The 21,651-nt window shown below is 60.6% G+C and carries 24 protein-coding genes and 4 pseudogenes; 16 read left to right on the top strand and 12 right to left on the bottom strand.

Annotation, left to right across the window (positions count from 1 at the left end; translation table 11 throughout):
• Window positions 1-116 precede the first annotated feature (116 nt).
• A complete protein-coding gene (locus ACR3E2_RS17050) occupies window positions 117-695 on the top strand; it encodes a thymidine kinase (protein ID WP_480482234.1) in 579 nt (192 codons plus the stop codon).
• Here ACR3E2_RS17050 and ACR3E2_RS17045 read toward each other — a convergent pair.
• The 5 genes and pseudogenes from ACR3E2_RS17045 to ACR3E2_RS17025 all read right to left on the bottom strand — a co-directional run bounded on the left by ACR3E2_RS17045 (window position 692) and on the right by ACR3E2_RS17025 (window position 3,897).
• Window positions 692-1,641: pseudogene (locus tag ACR3E2_RS17045) on the bottom strand (2-hydroxyacid dehydrogenase). The gene ACR3E2_RS17050 and the pseudogene ACR3E2_RS17045 overlap by 4 nt on opposite strands.
• Window positions 1,641-1,979 (bottom strand): tRNA-binding protein, encoded by a 339-nt coding sequence (locus tag ACR3E2_RS17040; RefSeq protein WP_267362951.1) that lies wholly within the window; start codon window positions 1,977-1,979, stop codon window positions 1,641-1,643. Before ACR3E2_RS17040 ends, ACR3E2_RS17045 begins: the two are co-directional and overlap by 1 nt.
• A complete protein-coding gene (proC, locus tag ACR3E2_RS17035) occupies window positions 1,972-2,787 on the bottom strand; it encodes a pyrroline-5-carboxylate reductase (RefSeq protein WP_480482238.1) in 816 nt (271 codons plus the stop codon). Before proC ends, ACR3E2_RS17040 begins: the two co-directional genes overlap by 8 nt.
• Before the next feature lie 39 nt (window positions 2,788-2,826).
• On the bottom strand, window positions 2,827-3,327 hold the full coding sequence (locus ACR3E2_RS17030) for a type III secretion system chaperone family protein (RefSeq protein WP_209598027.1): 501 nt from the start codon (window positions 3,325-3,327) through the stop codon (window positions 2,827-2,829).
• Between the two features lie 321 nt (window positions 3,328-3,648).
• A complete protein-coding gene (locus ACR3E2_RS17025) occupies window positions 3,649-3,897 on the bottom strand; it encodes an accessory factor UbiK family protein (RefSeq protein ID WP_050604795.1) in 249 nt (82 codons plus the stop codon).
• A gap of 97 nt (window positions 3,898-3,994) precedes the next feature.
• On the opposite strand from ACR3E2_RS17025, the gene lgt reads away from it, so the two are divergent.
• The 7 genes and pseudogenes from lgt (at window position 3,995) to ACR3E2_RS16990 (ending at window position 8,211) form a co-directional block, all read left to right on the top strand.
• Window positions 3,995-4,885, top strand: a complete 891-nt coding sequence (gene lgt, locus ACR3E2_RS17020; protein WP_209598029.1) for a prolipoprotein diacylglyceryl transferase — start codon at window positions 3,995-3,997, stop codon at window positions 4,883-4,885.
• Window positions 4,882-5,949 (top strand): class I SAM-dependent methyltransferase, encoded by a 1,068-nt coding sequence (locus ACR3E2_RS17015; RefSeq protein ID WP_480482240.1) that lies wholly within the window; start codon window positions 4,882-4,884, stop codon window positions 5,947-5,949. The genes lgt and ACR3E2_RS17015 overlap by 4 nt, the downstream gene beginning before the upstream one ends.
• A pseudogene (gene pgeF, locus ACR3E2_RS17010) lies at window positions 5,946-6,702 on the top strand (peptidoglycan editing factor PgeF). The gene ACR3E2_RS17015 and the pseudogene pgeF overlap by 4 nt, the downstream one beginning before the upstream one ends.
• A gap of 270 nt (window positions 6,703-6,972) precedes the next feature.
• Entirely contained in the window at window positions 6,973-7,101 is a 129-nt protein-coding gene (locus ACR3E2_RS17005) for a hypothetical protein (protein ID WP_267362961.1), read from the top strand.
• 330 nt (window positions 7,102-7,431) lie between these two features.
• On the top strand, window positions 7,432-7,995 hold the full coding sequence (locus tag ACR3E2_RS17000; protein ID WP_480492804.1) for a Hint domain-containing protein: 564 nt from the start codon (window positions 7,432-7,434) through the stop codon (window positions 7,993-7,995).
• Between the two features lies 1 nt (window position 7,996).
• On the top strand, window positions 7,997-8,074 hold the full coding sequence (locus tag ACR3E2_RS16995; protein WP_480492814.1) for a hypothetical protein: 78 nt from the start codon (window positions 7,997-7,999) through the stop codon (window positions 8,072-8,074).
• An 11-nt stretch (window positions 8,075-8,085) separates the two neighbouring features.
• A complete protein-coding gene (locus ACR3E2_RS16990; RefSeq protein ID WP_480492803.1) occupies window positions 8,086-8,211 on the top strand; it encodes a hypothetical protein in 126 nt (41 codons plus the stop codon).
• A gap of 119 nt (window positions 8,212-8,330) precedes the next feature.
• Here ACR3E2_RS16990 and ACR3E2_RS16985 read toward each other — a convergent pair whose 3' ends face one another.
• Window positions 8,331-8,831, bottom strand: a complete 501-nt coding sequence (locus ACR3E2_RS16985; protein WP_480475487.1) for an Lrp/AsnC family transcriptional regulator — start codon at window positions 8,829-8,831, stop codon at window positions 8,331-8,333.
• A gap of 227 nt (window positions 8,832-9,058) precedes the next feature.
• Between ACR3E2_RS16985 and trxB the strand changes: the two genes are divergently transcribed.
• From trxB to ACR3E2_RS16965, 4 genes and pseudogenes are all read left to right on the top strand, one after another.
• The gene (gene trxB / locus ACR3E2_RS16980) at window positions 9,059-10,000 is read left to right on the top strand and encodes a thioredoxin-disulfide reductase (protein ID WP_267362965.1); all 942 of its coding nucleotides are present in this window, start codon (window positions 9,059-9,061) and stop codon (window positions 9,998-10,000) included.
• A 3-nt stretch (window positions 10,001-10,003) separates the two neighbouring features.
• Window positions 10,004-10,453, top strand: coding sequence for an RES family NAD+ phosphorylase (locus ACR3E2_RS16975; protein WP_480475485.1), 450 nt, complete (start codon window positions 10,004-10,006; stop codon window positions 10,451-10,453).
• Between the two features lie 80 nt (window positions 10,454-10,533).
• Window positions 10,534-12,225, top strand: a complete 1,692-nt coding sequence (locus ACR3E2_RS16970; RefSeq protein WP_480482242.1) for an adenylate/guanylate cyclase domain-containing protein — start codon at window positions 10,534-10,536, stop codon at window positions 12,223-12,225.
• Between the two features lie 196 nt (window positions 12,226-12,421).
• Window positions 12,422-14,137: pseudogene (locus ACR3E2_RS16965) on the top strand (bifunctional sulfate adenylyltransferase/adenylylsulfate kinase).
• Window positions 14,138-14,238: 101 nt separating this feature from the next.
• Here the strand turns inward: ACR3E2_RS16965 and ACR3E2_RS16960 are convergent.
• The 3 genes from ACR3E2_RS16960 to ACR3E2_RS16950 all read right to left on the bottom strand — a co-directional run bounded on the left by ACR3E2_RS16960 (window position 14,239) and on the right by ACR3E2_RS16950 (window position 15,862).
• Window positions 14,239-15,126, bottom strand: a complete 888-nt coding sequence (locus ACR3E2_RS16960; RefSeq protein ID WP_480482244.1) for a PhzF family phenazine biosynthesis protein — start codon at window positions 15,124-15,126, stop codon at window positions 14,239-14,241.
• Window positions 15,127-15,218: 92 nt separating this feature from the next.
• Window positions 15,219-15,443 carry a DUF1150 family protein gene (locus tag ACR3E2_RS16955; RefSeq protein ID WP_209504776.1) on the bottom strand — a complete coding sequence of 75 codons (225 nt, stop codon included), beginning with the start codon at window positions 15,441-15,443 and terminating at the stop codon, window positions 15,219-15,221.
• Window positions 15,444-15,448: 5 nt separating this feature from the next.
• Window positions 15,449-15,862: an Hsp20 family protein gene (locus ACR3E2_RS16950; RefSeq protein ID WP_058275530.1), complete on the bottom strand. Its 414-nt coding sequence runs from the start codon at window positions 15,860-15,862 to the stop codon at window positions 15,449-15,451.
• A gap of 163 nt (window positions 15,863-16,025) precedes the next feature.
• Here ACR3E2_RS16950 and ACR3E2_RS16945 point away from each other — a divergent pair, with 163 nt between their 5' ends.
• From ACR3E2_RS16945 to ACR3E2_RS16930, 4 genes and pseudogenes are all read left to right on the top strand, one after another.
• A complete protein-coding gene (locus ACR3E2_RS16945) occupies window positions 16,026-16,250 on the top strand; it encodes a YdcH family protein (protein WP_267362973.1) in 225 nt (74 codons plus the stop codon).
• A 76-nt stretch (window positions 16,251-16,326) separates the two neighbouring features.
• Window positions 16,327-16,811, top strand: a pseudogene (gene purE, locus ACR3E2_RS16940) (5-(carboxyamino)imidazole ribonucleotide mutase).
• The gene (locus ACR3E2_RS16935) at window positions 16,808-17,563 is read left to right on the top strand and encodes an NAD(P)-binding domain-containing protein (RefSeq protein WP_480482247.1); all 756 of its coding nucleotides are present in this window, start codon (window positions 16,808-16,810) and stop codon (window positions 17,561-17,563) included. Before purE ends, ACR3E2_RS16935 begins: the two are co-directional and overlap by 4 nt.
• Window positions 17,564-17,565: 2 nt before the next feature.
• Window positions 17,566-18,633: a 5-(carboxyamino)imidazole ribonucleotide synthase gene (locus tag ACR3E2_RS16930; RefSeq protein ID WP_480482249.1), complete on the top strand. Its 1,068-nt coding sequence runs from the start codon at window positions 17,566-17,568 to the stop codon at window positions 18,631-18,633.
• A 65-nt stretch (window positions 18,634-18,698) separates the two neighbouring features.
• On the opposite strand, the gene ACR3E2_RS16925 is transcribed toward ACR3E2_RS16930, so the two are convergent.
• From ACR3E2_RS16925 to ACR3E2_RS16915, 3 genes are read right to left on the bottom strand one after another with little or no spacing between them, the layout of a single operon-like run.
• Window positions 18,699-19,850, bottom strand: a complete 1,152-nt coding sequence (locus tag ACR3E2_RS16925) for an alpha-D-ribose 1-methylphosphonate 5-triphosphate diphosphatase (RefSeq protein ID WP_480482251.1) — start codon at window positions 19,848-19,850, stop codon at window positions 18,699-18,701.
• Window positions 19,847-20,620, bottom strand: a complete 774-nt coding sequence (locus tag ACR3E2_RS16920; RefSeq protein WP_480482253.1) for an alpha/beta fold hydrolase — start codon at window positions 20,618-20,620, stop codon at window positions 19,847-19,849. Before ACR3E2_RS16920 ends, ACR3E2_RS16925 begins: the two co-directional genes overlap by 4 nt.
• A gap of 29 nt (window positions 20,621-20,649) precedes the next feature.
• Window positions 20,650-21,501 (bottom strand): DMT family transporter, encoded by an 852-nt coding sequence (locus ACR3E2_RS16915; protein ID WP_480482255.1) that lies wholly within the window; start codon window positions 21,499-21,501, stop codon window positions 20,650-20,652.
• Window positions 21,502-21,651: the final 150 nt, after the last annotated feature.

Raw genomic sequence — 21,651 nt, 5'->3', positions numbered from 1 at the left:
CGCGGGGGTTCCATCCCCTACGAGCCCAGCTCGGCCTCTGCACACGCAATGGCGACGTCGCTTCTTACATCCCTTGCTCTCTTGTTCCTTTTGGCCGGGCGTTTTAGACCCACGCCATGGCAAAGCTGTATTTCAACTATTCCACCATGAACGCGGGCAAGTCGACCGTGTTGCTACAGGCGTCGCACAACTATCGCGAGCGCGGGATGCAGACCTATCTGATGACCGCCGCCCTTGACGGGCGGGCGGGTGCGGGGCGGATTGCATCGCGCATCGGCATATCGGAGCAGGCTGACACTTTCACACCCGAAGATGATGTCTTCGCCATGATCCGGTCCCGGCTGGACAAGGGTATGGTAGCCTGCGTTTTCATTGATGAGGCGCAATTCCTGTCCGAGGCCCAGGTCTGGCAACTGGCCCGTGCGGTGGACGATCTGGATGTGCCGGTGCTGGCCTATGGGCTGCGCGTGGATTTTCAGGGCAAGCTGTTCCCCGGCTCTGCCGCCCTGCTGGCCCTTGCCGACGAAATGCGCGAAGTGCGCACGATCTGTGAATGCGGCCGCAAAGCCACGATGGTGATTCGTCGCGACGAGACCGGCAAGGCCATCACCGAAGGGGCGCAGGTGCAGATCGGCGGGAACGAGACCTATGTCTCGCTCTGCCGCAAACACTGGCGCGAGGCGGTGGGCGACTAGACCAGGTTGGGCAGCGCCCTGCCCGCGACAAAGGCCGCCACGTTATCCAGCGCCATGTGCCCCATGCTGCTGCGCACCTCATCGGTGGCGGTGCCCAGATGGGGCAGCAGGGTGACGTTTTCCATATCGCACAGGGCTTGCGGCACTTTGGGTTCGAATTCGTAGACGTCCAGCCCCGCCCCCGCGATCTGACCGGTTTGCAGCGCCGTGATCAGCGCGGCCTCGTCCACCACCTCGCCACGGGCGATGTTGATAAGAATAGCCGAGGGGTTCATCGCCTCAAGAACCTGCGCATTGATCAGGTGGCGGGTTTCCGCACCACCGGGAACCGCAAGCACAAGGAAATCGACCGAGGCGGCGAGTGTTTCAATGTCAGGTGTGAATTCTGCCGGGAAATCCAGATCTTTTGCATTGCGGGACTGATAGGCTACCTGCATGGCAAACCCGAAATGACAGCGGCGCGCGATGGCCTGCCCGATGCGGCCCATACCGACGATGCCCACGCGCTTGCCGGTCACGTGATGGCCCAGCATCTGCGTCGGGTGCCAGCCCTGCCACTGCCCCGACCGCACCAGCCGTTCACCCTCACCGGCGCGCCGGGCTGTGGTCAGCAGCAGGGTCATGGCGATATCGGCCGTGGCATCGGTGACCGCGCCGGGCGTGTTGGTTACGTCAATCCCGGCCGCGCGTGCGGCATCCACGTCGATATGGTTGAAGCCAACACCGAAATTGGCCAGCAGCTTGCAGCGCGGCCGACCGGCTTCTGCAAAGATCTGCGCCGAAAACTGATCACCCAGCGCCGGGACGACCACGTCGTAATCGGCCAGAGCGGCCAGCATCTCCTGCCGTGACATGGGCAGGTGTTTTCCCGGATGGTCACATCGAAATCGGCGCGGGCGCGCGATTCGACTGCCGGTGTCATCGGACGCGTGATCAGCAGTTTCATCAGTGCATCCGCCCGCCTGTAGGAACCTTGCCGTCGGGGCCGATCAGAACGATCTCGCCGCTGTCATCGGGAAGACCCAGCACCAGAACCTCGGACATGAACTTGCCGATCTGGCGCGGAGGGAAGTTGACGACAGCCATGACCTGTTTGCCGACCAGAGTGGCCGGATCGTAATGCGCGGTGATCTGGGCCGAGGTCTTGCGCTCGCCAATCTCGTCCCCAAAGTCGATCCACATCTTGATCGCGGGTTTGCGGGCCTCGGGATAGGGTTCGGCGCGGATCACCTCGCCCACGCGAATATCGACCTTGAGAAAGTCGTCGAACGAAATTTCACTCACGCGAGAGCTCCTTGGATCGGTTGGTTGCGGCCTTGACGGCACGGTGCAGCAGGTCGGGAAAGCCGGTTTCCTGATGCATCAGCACCTCAAGCGCGGCCTGTGTGGTACCGTTCGGAGAGGTCACGTTGATACGCAGCTGCGCCGGGTCTTCGTCGGACGCCATGGCCAGCGCCCCGGCACCGGCCACTGTGGACTTGGCCAGTTTCATCGCAAGCTCGGCAGGCAGGCCATGCGCCGCGCCCGCAGCAGCCAGGGTTTCGATCAGATGGAACACATAGGCCGGGCCGGACCCGCTGAGACCGGTGACGGCGTCCATCTGTGCCTCATCCTCAAGACGAACGGTCTGACCCACTGCCGCCAGCAGGTTTTCGGCCTGTTCCATATCGGTCTCGGAGGCGTGTGCGTTGCCGATCAGTGCCGTGATGCCCTGACGGATAGCGGCGGGTGTGTTGGGCATTGCGCGAATGATCGGGGTGTCTTGGCCCAGAACGGATTCGAAGGTGGCAATCGAGGTACCAGCCGCAACGGAAATGAACAGGCTGGACCCACCGCCCAGCGCCTGAAGGGCAGGCAGGGCTTCGCCCATCATCTGCGGTTTGACCGCAACCAGCACCACGGCGGGGGATTCGGGCAACGGTGCGTTGATATTGACGCCCTGCGCCTTCAGCCAATCTGACGGGTAGGGATCGATGACCCAAACGGAAGCTGGCGGAAGACCGTGTTCCAGCCATCCCGCCAGCATTGCGGACCCCATCTTTCCGCACCCCAGAAGCACAAGCCCCTGTTCGGCCACTCGCGTCATGTCCATTTGCCCCTCCCGCTTTACATATCGGTTCGGGGCAAAGGTTTACGCGCGGCCGTAGGCCTCTGCAATGGCCACTTGCATGGCTTCTTCTGGCCCTCTGTTGCCCCAGGTCACCAATTGGATCGCGGGGTAGTACCGCTCGGCGCTCATGACGGCGGCATTGATCATCGTGTCGATCTGGTCAGCGCTGGCCGTTTGCCCGCCTGCAAGGACCAGACCATAGCGATAGACCATCAACTTCTGGTTTGCCCAATAGGTAAACGCGCCTGCCCAGCACTGGTCGTTCATCTTGTTGAGCAGCTCATAGAGCTGCATTTCACGCTCGGCCGGTGGTTCCATTTCGAAGCTGCACACCATGCGCAGCGTTTCGTCATAGTTGGACCAGGCCAGCGTGATCGAGTAAGTGCGCCACTGCCCTTCAACGGCCATGGCAATCTGATCGTCCCCAATGCGATCAAAATCCCAGTCGTGATGTTCGGCCAGATGCTCAACAATGTCGATCGGATGAATGTCTTCTTCGAGATACTGCTCGGAAAGGGCCATAATGCCACCTCACTAATCTCTAGCATTTCGGGGCTGGCAGCGCCCCAGCGCTAGTTGCCTGCTCTACAAACCGGGCTTCCCCCATAGGCCTGTACTAAATATGGTGCGATGTGGCGTAAGTTCTGGCAACCCTAATTATTGGGGATAACAGCAATAAGTTGTGGACAGAAGGCAACGGCGATCAAAATATTGGCGCCAGAGTCAGCTTTGTCTTGAATAAATTCTGCGACGCGTCAGAATACACAGCACCGCACAATCCGGGCTGGATTGCGCGGCGGAATGCTTTGTCCGAAAATTGTGGAAACAGGGAGCGCCTGGGCGTTATTTGTCCAGTTTCGCCTCGAGCGCGGCGATGCGGGCTTCGAGTGCCGCGTTTTCTTCGCGCGCCTTCTGGGCCATGGCGCGCACGGCGTCAAATTCTTCACGGGTAACGAAATCGCGGTCGGCCAGCCAGCGGTCGATCATCGACTTCATCGCGTTTTCAGCCTCTTCCCGCGCGCCCTGCGCCACGCCCATGGCGTTGGTCATCAGTTGGGACACGTCATCCAGGATCTTGTTGCGGGTCTGCATATCTGTTCTCCGATCTCGCGGTTTACATGTATATGGGCAAAGAATGGCGCGGGCTCAAGGTTGACTTGACCTGCAAACCCCGGGCAATGAGACGCACATGCAGGCTGTTCTGAATTTTCCCGATCTGTCGCCCGAACTGTTCTCGATCCCGCTGTTCGGGATGGAGTTCGCGTTAAGGTGGTATGCGCTGGCCTATATCGCGGGCATCCTGATCGCGTGGCGGCTGGCTGTTGTGGCGTTGCGCCGCCCAGCGCTCTGGCCTGCGGATGGCCCGCCGATGAAGCCCGAGCAGCTGGAGGATCTGGTCACCTGGATCATTCTGGGTGTCATTCTGGGTGGGCGGCTGGGCTTTGTGCTGTTCTATCAACCGGCTTATTACCTGTCGCACCCGCTGGAGATCGTGAAGGTCTGGCAAGGCGGCATGGCCTTTCATGGCGGATTGCTGGGCGTGATCCTTGCGTCGTACCTGTTTGCACGACGGCACCGTATCCCCGCCCTGTCGCTGGGGGATCTGGTCGCCTACACCGTTCCGCCCGGATTGCTGCTGGGGCGGCTGGCCAATTTCGTCAATGCCGAGCTGTGGGGCCGCCCGAGCGAGCTGCCCTGGGCTGTCATCTTTCCTGGATATGCTGCGCAGGATTGCCCCGGCGTGGTCGCAGGCATGTGCGCCCGGCACCCGTCGCAGCTGTATGAGGCCGCGCTGGAGGGTGTGTTGCTGGGGGCGGTACTGCTGTGGCTGGTCTATCGGCGCGGCGGTTTTCGCACACCGGGCCTAGTCATGGGGACGTTCCTTGCGGGCTACGGCGCGTCGCGCTTTATCGTCGAGTTCTTTCGCCAGCCGGATGCGCAGTTCGTATCGCCCGGCAATCCACTGGGGCTGGCCTGGCATGTGGGCGGGTACGGGCTGACCATGGGGCAGTTCCTGTCGCTGCCGATGATCGCGCTTGGTCTGTGGTTTGCCCTGCGGGCGCGGCGGCGGGCGGCATGAGCCTGACCGATCACCTGATCGCCCGCATCCGGCAGGATGGACCGCTGAGCGTGGCGGATTTTATGGGCGAATGCCTGCTGCATCCGACGCTGGGCTATTACACGACCCGTGATCCGCTGGGGGTTGCAGGGGATTTCACCACAGCGCCGGAAATCAGTCAGATGTTCGGAGAGCTGGTCGGGCTGTCTCTGGCGCAGAGCTGGATGGATCAGGGACGGCCCGCACCGTTTACCCTGTGTGAGCTGGGGCCGGGGCGCGGTACCCTGATGGCCGATATTCTGCGCGCTACACGAACGATTCCCGGATTTCACAAGGCGGCGCAGGTAGTTCTGGTCGAAGCATCGCCTATATTGAAACAGGTGCAGGCTGAAACCCTGAACGAATACGAGGCGGCCTGGATCGACATGATCGCCGACCTGCCCGACCAGCCGCTGTTGCTGGTTGCCAACGAGTTCTTTGATGCCCTGCCCATCCGCCAGTTTCAGCGTGACGGTACGGGCTGGCGCGAGCGTCTGGTGGGTGAGCGTGACGGCGGGTTGACTTTCGGACTGGGCGCAATCGGGCCGCAGGTGGCGCTGAATGACAGGCTGTTGGATACCAAGGACGGTGATCTGGTCGAACTGTGTGCTGCTGCAATTCCCATTCTGACCGTAATCGCGGGGCGGGTCGCCAGCCATGGCGGCGCGGCATTGATTGTGGATTATGGCGACTGGCATTCGCTGGGCGATACCTTGCAGGCTCTGCAAAACCACGAACATTCCGATCCTCTGGTATCGCCCGGTCAGGCCGATTTGACCGCGCATGTGGATTTTGAGCCTTTGGCCGTTGCGACCCGCGCCTGTGGGTGCAGGCATACACGCTTGACACCGCAGGGCGTCTTCCTTGAGCGGCTGGGGATCACCGCCCGCGCGCAAGCCCTGTCCAAGGCGCTGAGCGGTTCCGAGCTGGATGCGCTGATTGCCGCGCATCGGCGGTTGACGCATCCTGATGAAATGGGAAATCTGTTCAAGGTGATGGGCCTTTTCCCGGCCTATGCAGCCCCACCACCAGGATTGGAACCATGACGCTGGAAATTCTGACCTCGGATCTGCTGTCGCCATTTCGCCATGGGTTCTTTACCCGTCGCGGCGGCGCGTCTTCAGGAATTTTCAGCGGGTTGAACTGCGGTCAGGGGTCCTCGGATCAAACCGAGATTGTCGCGCTGAACCGGCGGCGGGTGGCCGACGCGATGGAGGTGGACCCCGAGGCAATGGTCGCGGTGCATCAGGTTCATTCCCCAACGGTTCTGACAGTCCAAGCCCCGGTTGACGGTGAAAAACCCAAAGCGGATGCCATTGTCACAGCAACACCCGGTCTGGCCCTGACGATCCTGACGGCCGATTGCCAGCCGGTTCTGTTCGCCGATCCCGACGCGCATGTGATCGGTGCGGCCCATGCCGGGTGGCGCGGCGCGCTGGACGGTGTTCTGGAAGCGACGCTGGACGCGATGGAGGCGCTGGGAGCCGACCGCAGCAATATCTGCGCCGTGATCGGACCCAGTATTTCCCAGCGCGCTTACGAGGTGGGGCCAGAGTTTCTGGACGCGTTCCTGGCGGATCTGCCGGACAACAGCCGCTTTTTGCCAATGGTGAAAGTGACCGCCTGCAATTTGATCTGCCCGCCTTCGGGCTGCACCGGCTGCGGCAGGCGGAATCGGACAGGCCGAGTGGACCCGGCACTGCACATATTCCGACCCTGACAGGTTCTATTCCTATCGCCGATCAACGCACGCGAACGAGGTCGATTACGGGCGGTTGATTTCCGTCATAAGATTGTGATCTTCGTCCAGATTTAGGTGCCCTGCCACTTTTCCGCCACATTTGTTGTGTTGATTGGGCATCAGAATCGTAACGAGTTTTTGCCAGTAATCAGATCGGTATCTGACGTTCGAAAATCGGGCGCTGGCGTGTTGAGTGGGAGGTCCGTCTGACTTCATTTTTCTGTCCGCAAATCATCCCGGATAAGCCTTATCCCTGCCGCAAACCCGCGTCACAAAAGGTTCACAGAGGATGTGGGGAAATACACCCCGTTCAGAGCAGGACCAAAAAATGAAGACCAAATCACGCTTTCTGAAAGCCATGGTCGAGGCCACTCGGGACCAGAACCTGGAAATGCCGTGGAAGCGGGTAACAAGCAATTCTGTCAGGGTCGCCAGTCGCATCGCGGCACGACGCTGAGACAGAAAACCCAGAGACCAAGCTGCCGGTCTTATTTGGGTCAACGCGTATCAGGTTCGCTCCGGCCTGATGTATCGCGCGTCACGAGCGAGGGGTTCGTGACTTTTTAGGAGTTGTGTGTGTGCGGGCAATTTCGCCCGTGAAGTACGAGTTTGTCTGGGGGGTCAATGTGTTGACCATTGGAAAGCGAGATTTAGTCGCGTTGCGGGACCGTACCGGTTGCCGCCCGAGGGTCACCCATTTGTTTCAAGGCAAAGAACCAGTTCGCCGGGCGCGTCTGTACGGGGGTACGCCGCGCCTGACCGAACATTTTGAGGGGACGGAATATTAATGACTATTCCTAATTCACTGGCCCGCGCGGCCAGAAATGCTATCGAAACGTCTGTTATGCTGCGGGACGCGCCGCGGCCGGTTTCCAAGCCAAAAGCCCAGCTGCGCCGCTATGAGGTCAGCAGCCTGTTGAAGAACGGAGATGTGGTTCAGACCCGCCACATCGCACCTGCCCTGCCGATGTTTGAAGACGCGTTTTGCGCCTTCACACGTGGATCTTTGGTAGAAACGGAACATGGACCGATGGCAATCGAGGATCTGATGCCGGGGGATACGGTCCTGACGCAGGATGGCGCATCGGAAACCGTGTTGTGGAAGGGATCTGTCACGTTGATCCCCGGACGCGCGGATTCACGTGGCCGGACGCGACCGCTGACGCGGATCATGGCGGATACGTTCGGGATGCAAAGCCAATGTCGGGTGTCATTGCTGGCCCGGCGGCGCGAATCGTGGGAACACCTGCGCATTTGCGGCACCTGCATGGGGGGCAGCCGATTCTTACACCCGTGTCCGAATTTCAGGACGGGATGGGTGTCATTGAAACAATGCCGCCCACCCCGTTGAACTGTTTCACATTTGTTTAAAACGCCATTCCGTTATTCGCGTAGATGGATTACAGTTCGAAACATATCATCCGGTGTGAATGCGGTTCGCATGATCAGCCACTCGCTTCGGTCGATCTATCTGAACCTGTTCGCGCATATCGAGTCGCTGAACGATTTTGGCCCGCTGCTGATGCCGCGCGCCGGAGATGGTGAGATCGACGCGATGACGGCCTGAGCATGATTGTGATTACTGCATTATGGGGGGCATCATGCAGCTGGTAATAAGTTGGGTTCTATCCCTTGCGGTGGCAGCACTGTTGCCACCAATCACCGCGCAACCAAAACGTGTTGGGGTCACGCCATCCGGTTCATACGTTCTTCCAGAACGTCGAACGGTACGCCTGGCTCGTCTTTTGCGCCGCGAATAACGAGCGATGTCTTGACGCTGGCCACGTTTGGCGTGGTCAGCAACTCGCCCGTCAGAAACTGCTGAAAGCTGCTCAGGTCAGGTGCGACGCATTTCAGAATGAAATCCACTTCGCCGTTCAGCATGTGGCATTCGCGGACCAATGGCCAATCGCGGCAGCGGCCTTCGAACGCGCGCAGTTCGACTTCGGCCTGGCTGTCCAGACCTACCATGGCAAATACCTGAACCTCGAACCCCAACTCGCGCGAGTTGACCTCGGCGTGGTAGCCGGTGATGAAGCCGGATTCTTCGAGTGTGCGCACCCGGCGCAGACAGGGCGGGGCCGAGATTCCGACCCGTTTTGCCAGCTCGACATTGGTCATACGACCGTCCGCCTGCAGTTCCGCCAGAATCTTGCGATCAATATCATCCAGCCGAGTCGTGACCATCAAATGCTCCTGATTTTTTCGGTTCTTATATCAGCACCCCACACGCGCGCAATAATGTTTCGCAGATGCGCAATTTTCTTTGTTTCCTTTTCGCCTTCTTCCCGAAAACCCAAGGCACCCCGGCCCGAAGGGGGCTGAACAGTAAGGGGCTTTAAGCCGGGCCAGTCGGTCGCTATATCGGGGCGACGGGCCGCGGGCCCAAATCAGGCAATTCGAGCGGGGGCACCATGGCCGACACAAGACACACCAAGGTTCTGATCATCGGGTCAGGGCCCGCAGGATACACTGCAGGCGTATATGCAAGCCGCGCCATGCTGGAACCCATTCTGGTACAGGGCATCGAACCCGGTGGTCAGCTGACAACGACGACCGAGGTCGAAAACTGGCCCGGCGACACCGAGGTGCAGGGCCCGGACCTGATGGTGCGGATGCAGGACCATGCGAAGGCCATGGGATGTGAGGTGATTGGCGATATCATTAGCGATCTGGACCTCAGCAAGCGCCCCTTCACCGCCAAGGGCGACAGCGGCACCACCTATACCGCTGATGCGGTCATTCTGGCCACAGGCGCGCGTGCAAAATGGCTGGGTCTGCCGTCGGAAGAGAAGTTCAAGGGCTTTGGCGTCTCGGCCTGCGCCACCTGTGACGGGTTCTTCTATCGCGGGCAGGAAATCGTGGTGATCGGTGGCGGTAACACAGCCGTGGAAGAAGCCCTGTTCCTGACCAATTTCGCCAGCAAGGTGACCCTGATCCACCGCCGTGATGAGTTGCGGGCGGAAAAGATCCTTCAGGATCGCCTGTTGAAGAATGAAAAGATCGAACCGCTGTGGTTCCACCAGCTGGAAGAAGTGATCGGCACCGATGCGCCTTTGGGCGTCGAAGGTGTTCGGGTCAAACATGTTAAAACCGGCGAGATCACCGAGATCCCGTGCAAAGGTGTCTTTGTCGCCATCGGCCACGCCCCTGCGAACGAGTTGGTCAAGGACACGCTGGAAACCCATATGGGTGGTTATGTCGTCACCAAACCGGGCAGCACCGAAACCTCGATCCCCGGCGTGTTCGCGGCAGGCGATCTGACCGACCATGTCTATCGTCAGGCGGTAACAAGCGCCGGGATGGGCTGTATGGCGGCACTGGATGCCGAACGGTTCCTGGCCGAACAGGACTGATGCATGCTTGAATTCTCTGGCCCAGTCTGGAGAATTCTGTTTGCGTCGCAGGCAGCGACCCCATTGCTGCCTGCCCGCGCGCCTGAGGGGCGCTTTCATCATTCCGGACAGTTCGCGCTTTATGCCTCGCTCAGCGCCGAGGGCGCTTCGGTCGCCATCCGGCGCTACGTCTCGGGCGACGATCCCGACCGCGTGATACAAAGGTTTCTGGTGGAAAACGCGCGGTTGGTGGACTACCGCGGGCAGACGGCTGTGTCGGTGATCTGGCAGGATAATCGTGCTATGGGGGTCCCTTCGCCGACATGGGCTTTTTCGGATAAAGCGCGGGCACTGGGGGCGGACGGCTTGATCTACAGCTCGCGCTCGCGCCCCGACCTCAGCCATCTGGTGCTGTTTTGTGCGGACAAGATATCAATTCACTCCCAACACCCCGCGACCCACTGGCGGGCTTAGATTTGCACCCGAAGCCTTGACCTGACCGCGAACGTCCTCGCAAAGTCCAACCAAGGCGAACAGCGATACAGGTGGTATTCTTGAAGAGCGCTTTGTGGCGTGGCGGTTGGGCAACCCGGCTTCGGATCGGCAGCGGGTTGGTTCTGTTTGCTTTCGCTTTCTTCCATTTCATCAACATCGGACTGGGCCTGTTTCACACCGATTATCTGCACGGGATGCAGGACGGTCGAACAGCGGTGACGCGGCACAGTTTTATGAGCCTGCTGCTTTATGCGGCGTTGTTCACACATGCCGGTCTGGCCCTGGCTTCGATCGCACAACGCCGGACCCTGCGCATGCCGTTCAGCACGGCGTTGCAGATTGTTCTGGGTCTGCTGATACCTTTGCAGCTGATCTCGCATGTCATTCAGACCCGGGTCGCGCACGAGATTTACGACGTCAATGACGAGATGGGGTACATCATCATCCTGATGTGGCCTAACATCGTAATTTGGATGCAAAGCGCGTTGTTGCTGATCGTCTGGGTGCATGGCTGTATCGGGCTGCATATGTGGTTACGGCTGACGAAATGGTGGTCCAGCGCCGTACCCTATCTGATCGGTGTTGCCGTCTTCATCCCCATGTTCGCCTTGGCCGGTCTGCTGACCGAGGGCCGCCGCATTTGGTTGGAATTCGCGGATGAGTTTCTGCGGGAACAATATATCGAGCATTACAACTGGCCCTCGCCCGAGGCGTTCCAGACCATGTTCACCGTCAAGGATAATGCCCTTTTGGCGTTCTGGCTCGCCTTGGCGGCCACGGGTCTTGTGTATATCGGGCGCAAGCTGTGGCGGCGCAGGCATTCGGTGCGGGTAAGTTACAGCAACGGGCCCGAGGTGGATGCCGAAAAGGGCATGACCTTGCTTGAGATTTCGCAGGCACATAGTGTGCCCCATACGGCCTTGTGCGGCGGGAAGGGACGCTGCACCACATGCCGCGTCATCATCGAGGAAGGCGCTAACGCCCTACCCCCGCCCGGCGATGTCGAGGCCCGCAGCCTCGCCGCTGTCGGCGCCTCACCGCAGACACGGCTGGCCTGCCAGATCCGCCCGACGGAACCGACCACTGTTTTCCGCGTTTTTCAACCGGATGGCGGGCGCGTTCGCGGGCATGCCAGTCAGGGGCAGGAACGGAAACTGGCCGTGCTGTTTCTGGACATGCGCGGATTTACCGCCCGCACGACGGGTCAGCTGCCCTATGATATCGTGTTCCTGCTGAACCGGTTCTTCGACGCCGTCGTACCTGCCATCACCAAGGACGGCGGTGTCGTGGACAAGTATATGGGCGACGGGTTGCTGGCGGTTTTCGAGAAACCCGATGCGGCCGCATCCGCCAGCGCGGGGTTGAAGGCTGCGATAGATATCAGCCATGCCCTTGACCGGTTCAACGAGCAGCTTGAGGCCGAAGGCAGCCCCGGCATTCGCATCGGAATGGGCTTACACCTTGGTGATCTGGTGCTGGGTGAGATTGGCGCGCAGGGACATGCCGCGAGAACGATCATCGGCGACGCCGTCAATGTGGCCAGCCGACTGGAAAGCGAAACCAAGGCCTTGGGGGTCGAGTTGCTGGTCTCGCAAGAGGTGTTGAAGGCTGCGGGTATGAACCTGCCGCCGGAGGGTATCCGGATGTTCCAGCTGCGCGGCGTTGCCGATCCGATTCCCGCCCTGCCAGTCACCCGCGCGTCCGGGCTTGCGCCGCACACGCGAAAACAGGAACAGTCATACCTTGCATGATCGGAATATATACGCCCCAAGGAACGAGATCATCATTTTGATTTCATAGTTGGAAATTCCTTCCAATCCGCGAGAAATCAGCGCATATCGTCCTTTGTTTCATTGACGCCAGTGGACTTCGCCCAACAGTCGGTGCAAATGCCCCGAAAACGCCCTTGAATCACTGGCAACACAACACTGCGATAAGAGTATTCAGATGACGATGTTAAGCAATCTGGCCCCATTCCCGAACTTTATGTGTCGTATGACTCGGCCCAGAAACTGAAGGTCGAAGCCGCCGACCTGACCAGCTGGGATCTGAGCCCGCGCCAGATCTGTGATCTGGAACTGCTGATGAATGGCGGTTTCAACCCGCTCAAAGGTTTCCTGAGCGAAGCCGATTACGACAATGTCGTCGAAAACATGCGTCTGGCTGATGGCACGCTTTGGCCGATGCCCATCACGCTGGACGTCAGCGAAGATTTTGCGGACAAGATCGAACTGGGTCAGGATATCGCGCTGCGCGATCAGGAAGGCGTGATTCTGGGCACCATGACGGTCACTGACCGCTGGACCCCGAACAAGGCCCGCGAGGCCGAGAAGGTTTTTGGTGCCGATGACGATGCCCACCCGGCTGTGAATTATCTGCACAATGTGGCGGGCAAGGTCTATCTGGGTGGCCCTGTCGTGGGCATCCAGCAGCCTGTTCACTATGACTTCCGCGGTCGCCGCGACACGCCGAACGAGCTGCGCGCCTATTTCCGCAAGCTGGGCTGGCGCCGGATCGTGGCCTTCCAGACCCGCAACCCCCTGCACCGTGCGCATCAGGAACTGACTTTCCGCGCCGCCAAGGAAGCGCAGGCCAACCTGCTGATCCACCCGGTCGTGGGCATGACCAAGCCGGGCGACGTAGACCACTTTACCCGCGTGCGCTGCTATGAGGCGGTGCTGGACAAGTATCCCGCGTCCACCACCTCGATGAGCCTGCTGAATCTGGCGATGCGCATGGCTGGCCCGCGCGAGGCGGTCTGGCACGGGCTAATCCGCGCCAACCATGGCTGCACCCATTTCATCGTGGGTCGCGATCACGCGGGTCCGGGCAAGAACTCGGCCGGGGAAGATTTCTATGGCCCCTATGACGCGCAGGATCTGTTCCGCCAGTTCCAGGACGAGATCGGCGTCGAGATGGTCGATTTCAAGCACATGGTCTATGTGCAGGAGCGCGCAATACGAGCCGAATGACGAGATTCTGGACAAGGACAATGTCACGATCCTGAACATCTCGGGCACCGAGCTGCGCCGCCGTCTGGCCGAGGGTCTGGAAATCCCCGAATGGTTCAGCTTTCCCGAAGTGGTGGCCGAGCTGCGCAAGACCAAGCCGCCACGCAGCCAGCAGGGCTTTACCGTGTTCTTCACCGGCTTCTCGGGCTCGGGCAAGTCCACCATCGCCAACGCGCTTATGGTCAAGCTGATGGAGATGGGGGGCCGTCCGGTCACGTTGCTGGATGGCGATATCGTGCGGAAGAACCTGTCATCCGAACTGGGTTTCTCGAAAGAGCATCGCGACCTGAACATCCGACGGATCGGCTATGTGGCATCCGAGATCACCAAGAACGGTGGCATCGCCATCTGCGCCCCGATCGCACCTTATGCCACCACGCGCCGCGCGGTGCGCGAAGAGATCGAGCAGTTTGGTGCCTTCTGCGAAGTGCATGTCGCGACCACCATCGAAGAGTGTGAGCGGCGCGACCGCAAGGGTCTGTACAAGCTGGCCCGCGAAGGCAAGATCAAGGAATTCACCGGTATCTCGGACCCGTATGACGTGCCTCAGAACCCTGAATTGCGTGTCGAGACCGAAAATGTCGAGGTCGACAACTGCGCTCATCAGGTGCTGCTGAAGCTGGAAAGCATGGGCCTGATCGCAGCAGGCTGAACCAGATGAATGAAACACAGCGGCCTCCGGTTTTCGGGGGCCGTTTTTGTTTTGATAGTCTGAGGTGTTCCGGGCAGTCCCTGGGGACGGGAACGGTTCGGCTACTGGGTGGCTTCTGGCAGATCAACCTGCCCGCGCATCAGGATATGCCCCTGACCGGCTACCTTGATTCCCGTCATCGCATCGGTGGGGCCAACGCGCGTGACAACGGCCTGGCCGGGGCGACCCATATCGTGCCCCTGTTCAGCAACGAAACTGTCTTTGGTCATCAGCCCGTATTTCCACAGATAAGCCGCCATGGCCCCGGTGGCAGACCCGGTAAACGGATCCTCGGGCGGGCTGGGCGGGGCCATGAGCAGGCGCGAGAACGTATCGCCCGCGTCGGTGGCCCCTTGGAGCGTCACGAGGAAAGGCTCGGCCATGTCCGAGCCGGAATACCCTGCCGTCGCAGCCACTTTGCGCAGCGCGTCCTCGGACAGGCGGGCCGCGCGCAAAGCGTCATGATCGCGCAGAACGGTAATACAGAAGGGCAAGCCGGTTGAAACCATCCGGGGTGGCGAGATGATGGCTTCTTGCGGCAGGCTGATCGCCTTTGCCACCAGATCGGCTGGCACATGCGCACCAAATTGCGGTGCGACCTGCGTCATCTCAATCTGTTCGCCCTGCAAACCGATCGAAACGATACCAGCGCCGGTTTCCAGCGTCAGGTTATCACCGGAGATCATGCCGCGCGACCGCATCGCCGCTACGGTGGCAATCGTCGGATGACCGGCAAAGGGAATTTCACGGCTGGCCAGAAAATAACGGACGCGGATGTCGGCCACGTCGGACGGGCCGGTGAATGTGCATTCGACCAGAGAGGTTTCGCGCACATAGGCCATGCAGACCTCGGCCGAGAGACCCGCGCCGCCGTGGACCACGGCACAACCGTTGCCGCCGAATGCACGATTGGTGAAGGCGTCTACCCAGTCGAATTCAAACCAGCTCATGCAGTCGGCTCCGTTACAGGTTAAAAGCGGCAGTTTCGCCGATGCGCGTGTGTTGCGGGCAACGTTTCAGCCCCACCGGACAAAGGGGCCGTTCAGTGAACGGCCACAGGTGACAGGTCGTGCTGACGGGCCAGAACGAAGGCCAGCTTGCGGTCGGCCACAAGTGCCAGTTGCTGCCCATCGGAATCGTGCACGGCATAAAGGTGATCCAGATCACCTGCCTGATCGCGCAGATCACGCGGCAGATCGGCAACGTCGACTGTTTTCACATAGACGATACGATCGCCTTCGGTGTTGATTTCAATCGGTGTATTCATTGCTCTTACCCCTTCCGTATGTTGATTGTCTGAACCACGGTTTCCGGCACGGCGCGGGTCAGATCCACATGCAGCAGACCGTTTTCCATGATCGCCTCTCCCACCTCGACCCCGTCAGCCAGCACGAACATGCGCTGAAACTGACGCGCCGCGATACCACGGTGCAGGAAGATGCGCCCCTCGCTGTCGTCGCGCTGACGGCCCCGGATCACCAGTTGGCGATCCTCGATGGTGATCGACAGATCCTCTTCGGCGAACCCGGCCACCGCAAGGGTGATGCGGTAGGAAAAGTCCGAGGTCTGTTCGATGTTATAGGGCGGGTATCCTTCATTACCGGCCTTTGCAGACCGTTCCAGAAGGCGTTCCAGCTGCTCGAACCCCAAAAGATGCGGGTATGAGCCAAGAGTAAGTTTCGACACGTATTTTCGTCCTTTATTGTCAAAGCGACGTGGTGCGCGGTCCCGTTCCGGCAACCGCTTGTTATAGAATATGGGAAGAAAACAGGATGTCCACAAGGTCTGGCGCGATAACGTCTGACACACTATCTTGTTGGGCAAGCACCACAACAAGCCCGAGTCGCCAATGAACGCGCCCACCGACCTTTCGATGAAAACCGAAGAAGTTCTGCGGGTTGAGTTGGAGGTTTTTCGCCGCCAGCACCGCGACCTTGATGAGGCGATCGAGGCGCTGCACGAAAAAGGAACGGCTGATCAGTTGACCCTTCGGCGTCTGAAAAAGGAAAAACTGCGCCTGAAAGACTTCATCCGCCTGATCGAAGACCGCCTGACCCCCGATATCATTGCCTGAACGCCCTGTACCGCATTGCCACAAAAGCGGATTTGGCTATAGTGCGCGCTCTTTCTGAGCGCGGGGACGTAAGCGGATGAGCGATGTGACAGTGGGGATCATCATGGGCAGCCAGTCGGACTGGCCCACGATGAAGGAAGCCGCGGATATTCTGGATGAACTGGGCATCGCTTATGAGGCGCGTATCGTTTCGGCCCATCGCACCCCGGACCGGTTGTGGGACTATGGCAAGACCGCCGTGTCGCGCGGGTTGCAGGTGATCATCGCGGGCGCTGGCGGAGCGGCACATCTGCCGGGCATGATGGCCTCGAAAACACGCGTACCGGTGATTGGCGTGCCTGTGCAGACGCGGGCCTTGTCGGGGGTGGATTCACTGTATTCCATTGTGCAGATGCCCAAAGGCTTTCCGGTGGCGACCATGGCAATCGGGTCGGCTGGCGGGGCCAATGCGGGCCTGATGGCCGCGGGCATTCTGGCCTTGCAGGATGAAGCCCGGCCGCGCGGCTGGATGCCTGGCGTGACGCGTTGTCCGCCTCGATCCCCGAGGAACCGCAGGGATGAGCCGGATCGGGTTTATCGGCACCGGGCATATCGCCGCGCCGATTGCGCGGCTGATGGCCGCCAAAGGGCATGAGGTCAGCGTGACAGAACGCAACGCCGAGGTCTCGACCGCCCTGAAGGCCGAACTGGGCGTGACTATCGCGCCGCCGCAAGCGGTGATTGACGCCTCGGACATCGTGTTCCTGTGCCTGCGCCCGCATATTGCGGCCGAGGTTCTGGCCCCCCTGACCTTTCGTGCCGATCAGCAGGTCGTGTCAGTTATGGCGGCCGTTTCCGCCGAGGATTTGGCCAAGCTTTGCGCCCCTGCGTCGGATTTCGTCCAAACCATCCCACTGGGGTTCTTGCAGTCCGGTGGCTGTCCGATGGCGGCGTTCGGCAATGACCGCTTGCTGGCCGAGCTGTTTGAGCCGGAAAACCCCGTGGTCAAGGTTGCGGATGAGGTGGCGCTGAACGCGCATTTTGCCATTTGTGCCATGGTTCCCGGCATTCTGGATCTGATGGCCACCGGGGCCGAATGGCTGGGTGACGTAACCGGCGATGCGGACGGGGCCGAGTTCTATACCACGCAGTTGATGGCGGGTTTTCTCGCCGCGATGGAAAAAAACACAGCCGGGCGGTTGGCACAGGAGCGCGACGCTTTGGCGACCGAAGGTACTTTGAGCCTGCAAATGACGGGCACCCTGATCGAACAGGGCGCGCATGAGGCGCTGAGAGCGGCGCTTGGCGCAATTGGAAAACGTTTGGAGAATTGACGATGGCGGAGATGCTCGCCCAAGGTGCAGTGATCGGGATTCTGGGTGGCGGCCAGCTGGGCCGGATGCTGTCGGTGGCGGCCTCTCGACTGGGGTTTGTCAGCCACATCTACGAGCCGGGCGCAAACCCGCCTGCCGGGCAGGTTGCGGATCGGGTTACGACAGCGGCCTACGACGATATCGACGCCTTGACGGCCTTCGCCGATGCGGTGGACGTCATCACCTATGAGTTCGAGAACATCCCGACCGAGGCATTGGATATTCTGGAAGCCCATCGCCCCATTCGTCCCGGGCGTGAGGCATTGAGGGTCAGTCAGGACCGCCTGACCGAGAAGACGTTCCTGCAGGGGCTTGGCCTGAAAACGGCTCCGTTTGCGGATATCACCGATCTGGACAGCCTGAATGCGGCCATCGAAGAAATCGGCGCCCCCGCCATCCTGAAGACCCGCCGCTTTGGCTATGACGGCAAAGGACAAGCCAGATTGCGCACCCCCCGGGATGCCGAGGCCGCGCTGGCCGATATGGCTGGTGCGCCTGCCCTTCTGGAGGGGTTCGTTGATTTCTCACACGAGGTTTCGATCATTGCAGCGCGGGGGCTGGATGGTCAGGTGGCCTGTTTTGATCCGGGTGAGAATGTGCACCGCGACGGCATCCTGCACACCACCACCATCCCTGCCCGACTGTCCCCCGCCCAGCGCACCGATGCCATCCTGCTGGCGGCCAATATCCTGAACGCGCTGGAATATGTCGGTGTCATGGGCGTTGAGCTGTTCGTGACACCCGGCGGGCTGATCGTGAACGAGATCGCGCCGCGCGTGCATAATTCGGGCCACTGGACGCAGAATGGCTGCGCCGTGGATCAGTTCGAACAGCACATCCGCGCGGTGGCGGGTTGGCCGTTGGGCGACGGGCAGCGCCACTCGGATGTGGTGATGGAGAACCTGATTGGCGACGATATGGACCGTGTGCCCGAGCTGGCGCGCGAACGGGACGTCGCGCTGCATCTTTACGGCAAGGCCGAGGTCAAGGCCGGTCGCAAGATGGGACATATCAACCGGATCAAGCGGTAGAATATCGCGCTGCGGCGCGATGCCTTCGGCGAGAGTATTTGGAAAAAGGTGAAGCCGGTCTGGTTTCACCCCACAAAGCGCGCCGCGATATCCCCTGACATATAGCTGACGCGCCCGCCCGCCAATGTCGCGGCGACCCGGTGAGTGGTTGCATCAAGGATAACCAGATCGGCGCGTTTGCCCGCGGCAAGCGTGCCCCGGTCCTGCAAGTCCAGCACCCGCGCGGGGCCGGATGAGATCAGCGCCCAGGCCCCTGCGAGATCCAGCAGCCCGGTTTTGATCAGCATCAGCGCCGCGCGGCGTGGACTGGGATAATGGTAATCCGAGGCCAGCGCATCACAGAGCCCCATCGCAATCAGCTCTACCGCGCTGGCATTGCCCTTATGCGAGCCGCCGCGGACCACATTGGGCGAGCCGAGAATGACGTGATCCCCGGCAGCGCGCGCGGCCTCGGCGGCTTCAAGTGTTTCGGGGAACTCGGCAATACGCACCCCTTGGCCGCGCCACCAGGTGCGCGCCTCGGCAGTTGCGTCATCGTGGCTGCCCAGACGCACGCCCATGTCCGCAAGGTCCGAACAGAGCGCTTCTAGCGCCGCCGGAACCTCAGCCTTGCGGGCGTGCATGTCGAGCAGCATCGCAAAATGCGCCTCTGGGTTGCGTCCGGCCTTCAATGCCTGCCCGGTCAGGCGCGGTGGTTTCTTGCCCTGTGCCAAACGATCATGCGGCAGGTGATCATTGAAGACCACGTATGGCACCTGCCAATCGGCGATGCGACGGGCCAGCCCGTCGTAATCCGCGAGCATATTGGTCTCGAACCGCAATTGCGGGATCAGATCGGTGACCGTGCTGCCCTTGACCGCTGCGATGGCCGCAAACACCTGCGCGGCAAAGTCCGGGCCGCGCACGCCGCCTTCCCAGCTGTAAAACTGCGCCAGAACGGCTGTGGTGATGCCGTTGGCGGCCAGTTCGGCCTCGACCGACAGAATGCCCTCATTCATCTGCTTCATCGCGCCGCGACGTGGGGCGATATGGCGTTCGAACCCATCGCCGTGCAAGTCGACAATACCTGGCAGAACAAGAAACCCGGTCAGGTCAATCCGCCGCCCGGTTGCGTCTTTCTGAATGACCCCACCTGCAACGGAAAGCTCCGCGCGTGACAGCCCTTCATCCGGTAGCAGAACCTCGGCACCGGTCAATGTCAGTTCCAATGTGGTCATTCTGATGGCTCCGCCCCCGGTTCCGAGCAATTCTGCCCGATGCAGATCTCGTCTATTACGTCCATCACACCGTCCAGCCAAGTGATCTGGGGATCGAACCGACCAAATTCGATAAAGTGCAGAGCCTGTGCCATGACCTGCGGGTTGTTCATCATGAAAGTGTGGGTCACCGGCAAGACGAGATGATCGGCCATGCCTTCGACTTTGGTGGATTCGACCGACACCTTGCCATCGTCCGGGCCGTCGATCAGAGATGAAAACACGAGGTTCAGGGACTGATCACCTGCGATGACCCCCAGTTCGAAATCCACGGGCGGCAGGCGGCTGGGAATACTATCCGGGCCCGTACCCAGTTGCAGTCCGGCCGGGCCGTTCAGGTATCCGAACACCTCCCACGCGCTGAGTTCATCGACCAGCTGGCTACCCTGATTGGGCGGCCCCAGCATGACGACACGGCCCATGTTTTCAGGGCTGTGGTCCTGTAACCAGTATCGCAACAGGATGCCACCCATGGAATGCGCAACGACATTGACGGTGTCACTGCCGCAGGCTGCAAATGCTTGCGGGATGGTTTGTTCGGCCAGTTCGGGGATACCGATTTCGGTCGATGGGTAACCGGGGCGCACGACGGAATAGCCATTCGCTTTGAACAGTTGCTCCATCACGCTGAATGACGCCTCGGTCCGGGCCAGACCGTGCAGCAGGACAACGCATTTCGCGCTGGCCACGGCGGGAAAAAGGCAACAAAGCAGGGCGATCAGAATTCTCATACCCGCCAGATAAAGCCTGTGCGCCTGCGTTAAAAGCCCTTCCCACGTTGACGTCGCAGGACAGCCAGCGCGATACCGCCCAAAACCAGTGCCGCACCAACAAGCAGCCGCACACCCGCGCTTTCCCCCAACAGTACCACGCCGCCCACAATCGCGATCACCGGCACGCTGAGCTGGACGACCGCCGCCGTTGAAGGTGCCAGCCGGGGCAGAACGCGATACCACAAGGCGTATCCCAGACCCGAGGTCACGCCACCTGACAAGGCCGCAAGGAGATAGCCCAATCCGGTCATGTGCCACTCTGCCCCTGTGGCCATCAGGGCCAGCGCGGTTACCGGCAGCGCGACGATGAAATTTGCGGCCGTGCCCTGCAACGCATCAGGCTCGGACCGCCCGACCAGTGAATAGGCTGCCCAGCCGATCCCGGCTGCAATCATCAAAACGGTTCCGGTTGGATCGACCTGCACTGTTCCTGTGGGCCACAGGACACAGGCCAGACCACCCAGTGCAATCGCTGCCCCGGCCAGCTGTCGTCGGGTGGGTTTGACCCCGGCAAGGGCGGTGGCGGCGAACATAGTGATCTGCACAACGGCAAACAGGATAAGTGCGCCCAGCCCCGCATCCAACGTCAGATAGGCAATGGAAAACCCGATCATATACAGGGAAAGCGACCCGGCCCCGATGACGCGCCTGCGGTTGCGAAGGGGCAAATGTCCTCTACGCAGCAGGATCAGTGCGGCCAGAACCAACGCCCCCGCCAGAACCCGGATAATGGCAAACCCCGCAGGATCACTGGACCCGCTGTCGATAGCCAGCCGGTTCAGAATGGAGTTCGCCGCAAAGGCGCACATGGTCAGGGCGGTCAGAAGGAACAGTCGCATTTCAACCACATACCGACTTGGCGGCGCGTTGGACACTCACAATTCGGGCACACGCGGCCCAGCCTTCATCTTTTACAAAATACTCCCGCCGGAGGCATGGCCGCATTGCGGCCATCGGAAATGAAACGGGGCCGCCAAAAGGCGACCCCG

The sequence above is a fragment of the Ruegeria sp. AL7 genome (assembly GCF_056536105.1).
The sequence above is the reverse complement of the archived record's forward strand: the minus strand, read 5'-3'. Positions and strand labels throughout refer to the sequence as shown.